Source organism: uncultured Nitratireductor sp., assembly GCF_913053745.1.
Classification (GTDB): domain Bacteria; phylum Pseudomonadota; class Alphaproteobacteria; order Rhizobiales; family Rhizobiaceae; genus Nitratireductor.
In genome coordinates, this window is the sequence record NZ_CAJXGF010000163.1 from 1 (window position 1) to 9,446 (window position 9,446).

Below are 9,446 nucleotides of genomic sequence, written 5' to 3' on the forward strand. Positions count from 1 at the left end.
GGTGCCTACGTGTGGGACGACGACGGCAAGCGCTATCTCGACATGATGAGTGCGTACTCCGCCGTGAGCCACGGGCATGCGCATCCGCGGCTGGTGAAGCTCGTGCAGGAACAGGTCGCGACGCTGAACATCGTGTCGCGCGCGTTCCACACCGACAAGCTGGGACCGTTCCTGAAGCGCGCCTGCGAGCTTACGGGCCAGGACATGGCGTTGCCGATGAATACCGGTTCCGAGGCCGTCGAGACCGCGATCAAGGCGGCGCGCAAGTGGGCCTACACGGTGAAGGGCGTTGCGAATGACAGCGCCGAGATCATCGCGTGCACCGGCAACTTCCACGGCCGGACGATCGCGATCGTGGCCATGTCGGACGAGGCGCAGTACCAGGCGGGCTTCGGTCCGTTCCCGCCCGGGTTCCGGCTGGTCGACTACGGTGACATCGCGGCTCTCGAAGCAGCGATCACCCCGAACACGGCGGCGTTCCTGGTCGAGCCGATCCAGGGCGAAGGCGGCATCATCGTGCCGCCGGACGGCTACCTCGCCAAAGCGGCCGAATTGTGCCGCAAGCACAACGTGCTCCTGGTCGCGGACGAGATCCAGACGGGCCTTGGGCGCACCGGGCGCCTGCTCGCCTGCGAGCACGAAGGCGTGAAGCCGGACGGCCTCATCCTCGGCAAGGCGCTGGGCGGCGGCATCCTGCCCGTTTCGATGTTCCTTGCGCGCAAGGACGTGATGGACGTGTTCCGCCCCGGCGATCACGGCAGTACGTTCGGCGGGAACCCGCTCGCGGCCGCGGTCGGCCTCGAGGCGCTCGACATCCTCGTCGACGAGAATCTCGCGCTGCGCAGCGCCGAACTCGGCAACTACCTGATCGGCAAACTGCGCGAGATTTCGAGTCCGCTGGTTCGCGAAGTACGGGGCCGGGGACTGTTCGTCGGCATCGAGCTCGACCCGGACCTCGGCAGCGCGCGCGACATGTGCGAAGCCCTGATGGAGCGCGGGTTGCTGAGCAAGGAGACGCATCAGGTGGTCGTCCGGCTGGCGCCGCCGCTGGTCGTCACGCGCGAACAGGTGGACTGGGCCATCGGGCAGATTCGCGAGGTCATCGCGGAGATGGACCGACTGCGGCTCGCGTCGTAAGGTCGCCGGGACCCGGGGAGAGGATGCCGGACATTAGCGTACTGCAGATCATCCTGCTGACCGTGGCGACCCTCGCCGGCATCGTCATCGGCTGGCTCGTGCGAGGCAAGCGCGTCCGGCACGAGAAAGCGGCGCTCAACGCAAGATGGAAGGAACGGACCGACGCGCAGCGCGGCGAGCACAAGCGGCTCGTCGACCAGAACCAGGGGCTGATGGAACAGGTCAGCCAGTTCCAGGCCTCGGGCAAGGATGCGTCGAACCGCGCACGGGAGCTCTCGACCGCGCTGAAGGAGGCCTTCGAGCGACGCGATCACCTGCAACGCGAAATCAAGGACGTGCGCGGCAAGCTCGAGGCGGCGCAGAACGAACGGCGGCGACTCGACACCGAACTGCGCCATCGGGCCGAAGCGGATAACTCGCTGCAGACCTCGCTGCGGGAAAAGGACGACAAGATCTTCAAGCTGAGCCGCGAGCTGGAGAGCTGGCAGGACCGCCTGCCGCCGCTGATCCAGCGCTATCGCGAACGCGACGCGGACGCCAAGCGCCTGGAGTCCGACCTCGACCGCGCCTACGAGCGCATCCTCGAACTCGAGTCGGGCCGGGCGTCGGATCACACTCACGTCGAATCCATCGATCGAGACTCGATGTCGCGCGCGCTCGACGCGTCGAACGATGCCGGAGCCGATGACGATACCGACGAAGCGCGTGCCGACGTCAACGGCGCCCCGCTGCACGACGGCCGGGACAACCTGAAAGAGATCAAGGGCATCGGCCCGGTGGCAGCCGGCCAGCTCGCCGAGCAGGGCATCACCACCTACGCTCAGGTGGCCGATCTCACCGACGAGGACGTGGTGCGCATCGACGAGGCCATGCCCTTCAGCGCCGACCAGATCAAGGACTGGCGCGAACAGGCCAAGGAACTGGCGAAATAATCATTCGCCGCAGGGTTGAAATCCGGCGCCTGACGGCGCATTAGGAATGCAAGCGCTCTTTCGGGCGCAAAGGAGCAAGCAAATGGCACACAAAAAAGCTGGTGGTTCGTCGCGCAACGGTCGCGATTCCGAGTCCAAACGCCTTGGTGTGAAGAAATTCGGCGGCGAGAAAGTTCTCGCAGGCAACATCATCATCCGTCAACGCGGCACGAAATGGCATCCCGGCGTCAATGTCGGCATGGGCAAGGACCATACGATTTTCGCACTCGAGGCCGGCGCGGTCTCGTATGCCAAGAAAGCCAATGGTCGAACCTACGTATCCGTAAACCCGATTACGGAGGCAGCGGAATAGCCGGTCCGCTTCACCAAACACCGGCGACCCATCTCGGGGACCGGTGTCTGGACATTCCGGAAATAGGTTCGAAAGGGGAGATGGGTCGCCATCTCCCCTTTCATTTTGTCCGGAGGAAAAACGATGGTTGCCGAAAGTGAAGAGATAGAGAGTGAAAGTCGAAGCGTCAGCATAGACTGCCCGGTCCTGGTCACGGAGCGCCTCGTTCTGCGCATCCCGCGCGACGACGACGTGACCGAACTGGTGGAACTCGCCAACAATCGGCGACTGGCCGAGATGCTCGGCCGATTGCCCAATCCGTATCGTGTCAGCGACGCGCACAACTTTCTGTCCAACATCCGCACCGGCGCGATCAACGGCTGCACCTACGCCATCACCCTGTCCGAGAGCGGCGCGTTCATTGGCTGCGCCGGCCTCGAAAATCGCGCTCACGGCCTGGAGATAGGTTATTGGGTCGGCGAGCCCTATTGGGGACGCGGATATGCGACGGAGGCCGCGCATGCGCTTGTCGACCTTGCCTTCCGCGCGACCGATATCGACCGGCTCACCGTCTCTTGCCGTGTGACGAACACGGCCTCGCGCCGCGTCATTCACAAATGCGGTTTCCAGTATGCCGGCCAGGGCATGATGGATTCCGTCGTCGCAGGCAAGGTGCCGATCGAGCGCTACCAGCTCGATCGCAGCACCTGGGTGAGCCTCAGGAGCTGGGGCGCGTAGTGGGAAACCGGGAGCGGTCGGGCAACGGGGCCCCGTCCGCTCTCGCACTTGCGCGCACGATGCTGTAGACGGTTCTGCGCAACGACACGGAAAAGCGGTCAAATCCATGAAATTTCTCGACCAGGCCAAAGTCTATATCCGCTCCGGCGACGGCGGCGCGGGTTCCGTATCGTTCCGACGAGAGAAATACATCGAGTTCGGCGGTCCCGACGGTGGCGATGGCGGGCGTGGCGGCGATGTCTGGGTCGAGGCCGTTCAGGGCCTCAACACGCTGATCGACTATCGCTACCAGCAGCACTTCAAGGCCAAGACCGGCGTGCACGGCATGGGGCGCAACCGTACCGGCGCCAAAGGCGCCGACGCAGTGCTCAAGGTGCCGGTCGGCACGCAAGTGTTCGAAGAAGACAACGAAACGCTGATCTGCGATTTGACCGAAGTCGGCCAGCGCTTCAGGCTCGCCAGCGGCGGCAATGGCGGTTTTGGCAACCAGCATTTCAAATCCTCCACGAACCAGGCCCCGCGTCGCGCCAATCCCGGCCTGCCGGGCGAGGAAGCGTCGATCTGGTTGCGCCTCAAGCTCATCGCCGACGCCGGCCTGGTCGGCCTTCCCAATGCCGGCAAGTCCACTTTCCTGGCGACCGTCACGGCGGCCAAGCCAAAAATTGCCGACTACCCGTTCACGACACTGCACCCCAATCTCGGCGTGGTACGCATCGATGCGCGCGAATTCGTCATGGCGGACATTCCCGGCCTGATCGAGGGCGCGCATGCGGGCGTGGGCATCGGCGACCGGTTCCTCGGCCATGTGGAGCGTACCCGCGTGCTTCTGCATCTTGTCTCCGCGCGCGAGGAAGACCCGGCCGCCGTCTACAACACCATTCGCGGCGAACTCGCCGCCTATGGCCACGGTCTCACCGACAAGGCGGAAGTGATCGCGCTCAGCCAGGTCGATCTGCTCGATGCGGAGGCCCGCGCCGAGAAACAGGCCGCTCTGGCCGAGGCTTGCGGAAAGCCTCCCCTTCTTCTCTCCTCCGCCACGGGCGAGGGCGTGCAGGAGGTGCTGCGCGCGCTGATGAAAATCATACAGGACGCGCGTACCGAAGAAACCGAGGCCGATACGGCCGATGAGCGCTGGCAGAAATAGGCCGATCATGACCCGCCCCGCGCTCAACAGCCACCGCCGCATCACGGTCAAAATCGGTTCCGCTCTGCTGGTAGACCGCAAGAAGGGGCTAAAGCGCGAATGGCTTTCCGCCCTCGTCGACGACATCGCCGGCCTTAACGCCGACGGCGTGGAGGTGCTGGTGGTCTCCTCCGGCGCCATCGCGCTCGGACGCACCATACTGGGCATCGAACGGCGCACACTGAAGCTCGAGGAGAGCCAGGCTGCCGCCTCGGTGGGCCAGATCGCGCTGGCCGGCGCATGGGATGAGGAATTGCGCAGGCGCGGCCTCAAATCGGGCCAGATCCTCGTCACGCTCGGCGACACGGAAGAGCGCCGCCGTTATCTCAATGTGCGCGCTACCGTTTCCACGCTTCTCAAGATGGGCGTCGTGCCGGTCATCAACGAAAACGACACCGTGGCCACCAGCGAAATCCGCTACGGCGACAACGATCGCCTGGCCGCCCGGATCGCCACCATGCTCGGCGCGGACCTTCTCGTCCTCTTGTCCGATGTGGACGGGCTTTACACCGCACCGCCAGCTAGCGATCCCGATGCCAGGTTTCTGCCCGTCGTCGATGCCATAACGCCGGAAATCGAAGCCATGGCGGGGGCAGCCGCTTCCGAGCTTTCGCGTGGCGGCATGCGCACGAAACTCGATGCCGGACGTATAGCCACGGCAGCGGGAACGGCCATGGTCATCGCGTCCGGCACGCGGCTGAACCCGCTCGCCGCCATCGACAATGGCGCACGCTCGACGCTTTTTCGCGCCAGCGAGGCACCGGTGCGCGCATACAAGACATGGATCGCGGGCCAACTCGAGCCGGCAGGCACTATCGGCGTCGATGCCGGGGCGGTCCTCGCGCTTGCCGCCGGGAACTCGCTTCTTCCGGCCGGTGTCACGCGGGTTTCCGGCAGTTTCGCGCGCGGCGATACGGTGGCCATCCTCGGTCCGGAAGGGCGAGAGGTCGCCCGCGGGCTGGTTGCGTATGATGCCGCGGATGCCGTAAGAATCGCCGGGCTGAAAAGCGGCGACATCGCCGAAGTGCTTGGATATGAAGCGCGTACGGCCATGGTGCACCGCGACGACCTGGTGACGACACCGCAGGCGCGGCGTAACGGGGCTGAAAAAGCGGAGGGTTGAATGCTGATGGAAAACAGGCAGGACAGCGCGGATATCGCCGTGCTGATGAACGATCTCGGTGCGCGTGCCCGCGCGGCGGCCGGCCCGTTATCCATCGCTACACCAGAACAAAAGAACACCGCGCTGGAGGCCATGGCCGACGCACTCACACGCAATGAAGCGGCGATCCTCCAGGCAAACCTCGAAGATATGACGCGCGGCGAAAAGGCAGGCCTTTCGCCCGCGCTCCTCGATCGGTTGAAGCTCGATCCCGCCCGCATCGCCGGCATGGCCGAAGGCATCCGAGCCATCGCGGCGCTAAAGGATCCCGTCGGCGATGTGATCGCCGCATGGGATCGTCCCAACGGGCTTCACATAGAGCGTGTACGCACACCTCTCGGCGTCATCGGCGTCATCTATGAGAGCCGGCCCAACGTGACCGCCGATGCCGGCGCGCTGTGTCTCAAGGCCGGCAATGCGGTTATCCTGCGTGGCGGCTCCGACTCGGCCAATTCGTCCGCCGCCATCCACGCCTGCCTCGTCGAGGGGTTGCAGAAGGCGGGCTTGCCCGCCGACGCGATCCAGCGCGTGCCGGTGACCGACCGCGCCGCAGTGGGCGAGATGCTGAAGGGGCTCGGCGGCACGATCGACGTGATCGTTCCCCGAGGCGGGCGCAGCCTTGTCGACCGGGTGCAGAACGACGCACGCGTGCCGGTCTTTTCCCACCTGGAAGGCATCTGCCACCTTTATCTCGACCGGTCGGCCGGCATCGACATGGCGGTCGCAATCGCCGTCAACGCCAAGATGCGGCGAACCGGCATTTGCGGGGCAGCCGAGACGCTGCTCGTCGACCGTGCCGCCGCCGACCGGCTTCTCATGCCCGTCCTCACGGCGCTCGAAAAGGCCGGTTGCGCCATTCGCGGCGATGAGGAGGTCTGCGCCCACTTTGCCACAGCCACGCCGGCAACAGAGGCAGACTGGAGCACGGAGTATCTCGACGCCATCATCTCGGTGAAGCTTGTCGACGGCATCGAAGAAGCCATTCGTCACATCGGCACGTGGTCCTCGCACCACACCGAAGCGATCGTCGCGGACGATGCGGCCGCTGTGGAACGCTTCTTCAACGAAATCGATTCCGCCATTCTGCTCCACAACGCTTCCACTCAGTTCGCCGACGGCGGCGAATTCGGCATGGGCGCGGAAATTGGCATCGCCACGGGCAAGATGCACGCGCGAGGACCCGTGGGGGTCGAACAATTGACCTCGTTCAAATACCGCGTCCATGGCTCCGGCCAGACCCGGCCCTGAGCCCGGCCGTCTTGATGCAGACATCCGTTTCGGCCATCTCCGCCCGTAACTTCGTCCATTCGGCGAGAACTGAACCATGAGCGTTCCGACATCCAGCGTTCCGGCGCGCTACCTGCGCATGCCCCACGTGGAGCGCGGGATGGCGGTGGGCCTGTTCGGCGGATCCTTCAACCCACCGCATGCCGGTCATGCGCTCGTGGCCGAGATCGCGCTGCGGCGCCTACGGCTCGATCAGCTCTGGTGGATCGTCACGCCGGGAAATCCGCTGAAAAGCCATCGCGATCTGGCACCGCTTTCCGAAAGACTCGCTCTTTCGGAAAAATGCACCACCGACCCGCGCGTGAAGGTGACGGCATTCGAGGCCGGCCATCGCATCCGCTACACCGCCGACACGATAGATCTCGTTCAAACCCGCAATCGCGGTGTCAATTTCGTCTGGATCATGGGAGCCGACAGTCTGCGCGATTTTCACCGCTGGGAGCGTTGGCGCGACATCGCCCGGAGCATGCCCATCGCGGTCATCGACCGCCCCGGTGCAACACTGGCCTTTCTCTCCTCCACCATGGCCAAGACCTTCGACCATGCGCGGATCGACGAAGACGACGCCCCCATCCTGGCCCGCAGCAGGCCGCCAGCCTGGACCTTTATACACGGCCCGCGCTCTTCGCTCTCCTCGACCGCGATCAGAAATGCGGCAAAAGAAACGCGATAAGCAGACAAGCATGCGAAAACATGTGATCGGCGATGTCTTGAAACTGTTAAGAGACTCTGCCTATCTAATAGGGACCGTATGGCCCAATGCCTACGGCGAGCTTGTTCTTATTGGAAAGGAAAGACACTGAGAACAGCAATGACGAAGAAGGCGGACACGATGCCTTCGCCGGCCGAGGCCAGTCGGAATCTGGTTTCCCAAGCCGTTGAAACAGCCCTTACGAGTCTGGAAGACTCCAAGGCGGAAAACATCATCTCTATCGACATTCAGGGCAAATCCCCGCTCGCCGATCACATGATCATCGCGTCGGGACGCTCGCATCGTCATGTCGCGGCGGTGGCGGATCATCTGATTCGCGCCCTCAAGGAGGCCGGCCTCGGCGGTGCCAAGGTCGAAGGTCTGGCAAGCGCAGACTGGGTGCTGATCGACACGGGCGATATTGTCGTTCATGTTTTCCGTCCGGAAGTCCGGGAGTTCTACAACATCGAAAAGATGTGGCAGGCACCCGAACTGGAGGATGAAACGGTTCACTGATCGCCGTCGCCCCCGACGGCGTCCATGAGCCATCTCCGCCTGCCGGGCAGAGAGGCTGGAATGCGTATTGCGATTTGTGCCGTGGGCCGGATGAAGGCCGGCCCCGAGAGGGATTTGGCGGACCGTTATCTGGACCGGTTGGCCAAGAGCGGCCCCGCTATCGGGCTGGAGTTTTCCGGCGTCGGCGAAATCGCCGAGAGCCGCGCCAAATCTGCGGATGAGCGGCGACGCGAGGAAAGTCGCAAAATCACGCAAATGCAGCCGGAGGGCTCTGCGCTTTTTCTGCTCGACGAGCGCGGCAAGAATCTTACATCGCGGGAACTGAGCCTGGCCATCGCCGATCTGCGCGACGAGGGGCGGCGGCATCTTACCGTCGTCATCGGCGGACCGGACGGGCACGACCCGGAGTTGCGCAAATCGGCGGACCGTGCCATCGCCTTCGGCGCCCAGACATGGCCACACCAGATCGTTCGCGTGATGCTGGCCGAGCAATTGTATCGGGCATCGACCATTCTTTCCGGCCACCCCTATCATCGGGAATGAACGGCTTGGCGGCCCGCTCTCCCATCCACGCATTGACAACTGGCGAAATACAACCAAAAATTGTATTTGGGCTGCCGCATGGTTGATGTTTCCTTAACGAAACTTGGCCTATGCTGTCCGTGAATGATCTCCACCCCGCGTGAAAACGGCAGACCAGGGATGAAGAAAGCGCCTGCGCCGCACCCATATCTTGGCCGACTGAAACTTGCAGCCGCCGCCGCAGCCCTCCTTTGCGCGTTGCCCGCATCCGTTCTCGCGCAGGACGGGATTCAGGTTCTCGAAACCCGGCACAACAAGAGTGAGGTCGAGTTTCAGGACGTCAATCGCGAAATCGCCCTTTCCGAGCAGCGGCTGACGGAAATCGCCGCGGAGATCGACGCGATCAAGGACGACAACGCGGCGATCACCGCAGCGCTCATCCAGGCGGCAAAAACCGAACGGAAACTCAGCGAGGACATCGACACCATTTCGCTTCGCCTCACGAAGCTGCGTCACGAAGAAGGATATCTGCGCGAATCGCTCCAGTCCCGGCGCGGCGTCCTGGCCGAAGTTCTCGGCGCGCTTCAACGCATGGGCCTCAACCCGCCGCCGGCCATTCTCGTGCGGCCGGAGGATGCCCTGGCATCGGTCCGCAGCGCCATCCTTCTCGGCGCCGTGGTGCCGGAATTGCGGGCGGAGACGGAAATTCTGATCGCCGATCTGCGCGATCTCTCGCGCATCGTTACATCCATCGAGGGCGAGCGCGACAAACTTCAAAAAACCGTGACCGAGCAGGCGGAGGAGAAGAAACGCCTGGCCCTGCTTCTGGACGAGAAGAAGCGTCTTCAGCAGGAAGCCGAAGCCCGCATGGCTGCGGAACAGCGCCAAGCGGAGACACTGGCGGCGCGCGCCACCAGCCTGCAGGAGCTTATCGGCTCGCTGGAAAC

10 protein-coding genes and 1 pseudogene are annotated in these 9,446 nt (G+C 63.9%); all 11 read left to right on the forward strand.

The window, feature by feature from the left end; genetic code table 11:
- Positions 1 to 1,137, forward strand: a 1,137-nt coding sequence (rocD, locus tag QZ638_RS20000; protein ID WP_295813659.1) for an ornithine--oxo-acid transaminase, incomplete at its 5' end; no start/stop codon positions are given.
- Between the two features lie 23 nt (positions 1,138 to 1,160).
- Complete coding sequence (locus QZ638_RS23390; protein WP_366936264.1) at positions 1,161 to 2,069, forward strand: hypothetical protein; 909 nt, start codon at positions 1,161 to 1,163, stop codon at positions 2,067 to 2,069.
- 82 nt (positions 2,070 to 2,151) lie between these two features.
- Entirely contained in the window at positions 2,152 to 2,421 is a 270-nt protein-coding gene (gene rpmA / locus QZ638_RS20010; RefSeq protein ID WP_295813660.1) for a 50S ribosomal protein L27, read from the forward strand.
- 123 nt (positions 2,422 to 2,544) lie between these two features.
- On the forward strand, positions 2,545 to 3,138 hold the full coding sequence (locus QZ638_RS20015) for a GNAT family N-acetyltransferase (protein ID WP_295813661.1): 594 nt from the start codon (positions 2,545 to 2,547) through the stop codon (positions 3,136 to 3,138).
- A gap of 106 nt (positions 3,139 to 3,244) precedes the next feature.
- Positions 3,245 to 4,282, forward strand: a complete 1,038-nt coding sequence (gene obgE / locus QZ638_RS20020; RefSeq protein WP_295813662.1) for a GTPase ObgE — start codon at positions 3,245 to 3,247, stop codon at positions 4,280 to 4,282.
- A 7-nt stretch (positions 4,283 to 4,289) separates the two neighbouring features.
- Positions 4,290 to 5,444, forward strand: coding sequence for a glutamate 5-kinase (gene proB / locus QZ638_RS20025; RefSeq protein ID WP_295813663.1), 1,155 nt, complete (start codon positions 4,290 to 4,292; stop codon positions 5,442 to 5,444).
- Positions 5,445 to 6,731: a glutamate-5-semialdehyde dehydrogenase gene (locus tag QZ638_RS20030; RefSeq protein ID WP_295813664.1), complete on the forward strand. Its 1,287-nt coding sequence runs from the start codon at positions 5,445 to 5,447 to the stop codon at positions 6,729 to 6,731.
- Positions 6,732 to 6,849: 118 nt separating this feature from the next.
- Positions 6,850 to 7,443 carry a nicotinate-nucleotide adenylyltransferase gene (locus tag QZ638_RS20035; protein ID WP_295813666.1) on the forward strand — a complete coding sequence of 198 codons (594 nt, stop codon included), beginning with the start codon at positions 6,850 to 6,852 and terminating at the stop codon, positions 7,441 to 7,443.
- Between the two features lie 138 nt (positions 7,444 to 7,581).
- Positions 7,582 to 7,977, forward strand: a complete 396-nt coding sequence (rsfS, locus tag QZ638_RS20040) for a ribosome silencing factor (protein WP_366936265.1) — start codon at positions 7,582 to 7,584, stop codon at positions 7,975 to 7,977.
- Positions 7,978 to 8,037: 60 nt separating this feature from the next.
- Complete coding sequence (gene rlmH / locus QZ638_RS20045; protein ID WP_295813665.1) at positions 8,038 to 8,520, forward strand: 23S rRNA (pseudouridine(1915)-N(3))-methyltransferase RlmH; 483 nt, start codon at positions 8,038 to 8,040, stop codon at positions 8,518 to 8,520.
- Between the two features lie 159 nt (positions 8,521 to 8,679).
- A pseudogene (locus tag QZ638_RS20050) lies at positions 8,680 to 9,446 on the forward strand (hypothetical protein); the annotation flags it as partial.

What these genes read in the sequence shown, in the direction of transcription:
- QZ638_RS20035 (WP_295813666.1), top strand. Translation starts at nt 6,850, where the DNA reads ATGCCCCACGTGGAGCGCGGGATGGCGGTGGGCCTGTTCGGCGGATCC.
- proB (WP_295813663.1), top strand. Translation starts at nt 4,290, where the DNA reads ATGACCCGCCCCGCGCTCAACAGCCACCGCCGCATCACGGTCAAAATC.
- rpmA (WP_295813660.1), top strand. Translation starts at nt 2,152, where the DNA reads ATGGCACACAAAAAAGCTGGTGGTTCGTCGCGCAACGGTCGCGATTCC.
- rsfS (WP_366936265.1), top strand. Translation starts at nt 7,582, where the DNA reads ATGACGAAGAAGGCGGACACGATGCCTTCGCCGGCCGAGGCCAGTCGG.
- QZ638_RS23390 (WP_366936264.1), top strand. Translation starts at nt 1,161, where the DNA reads ATGCCGGACATTAGCGTACTGCAGATCATCCTGCTGACCGTGGCGACC.
- obgE (WP_295813662.1), top strand. Translation starts at nt 3,245, where the DNA reads ATGAAATTTCTCGACCAGGCCAAAGTCTATATCCGCTCCGGCGACGGC.
- QZ638_RS20015 (WP_295813661.1), top strand. Translation starts at nt 2,545, where the DNA reads ATGGTTGCCGAAAGTGAAGAGATAGAGAGTGAAAGTCGAAGCGTCAGC.
- rlmH (WP_295813665.1), top strand. Translation starts at nt 8,038, where the DNA reads ATGCGTATTGCGATTTGTGCCGTGGGCCGGATGAAGGCCGGCCCCGAG.
- QZ638_RS20030 (WP_295813664.1), top strand. Translation starts at nt 5,445, where the DNA reads ATGCTGATGGAAAACAGGCAGGACAGCGCGGATATCGCCGTGCTGATG.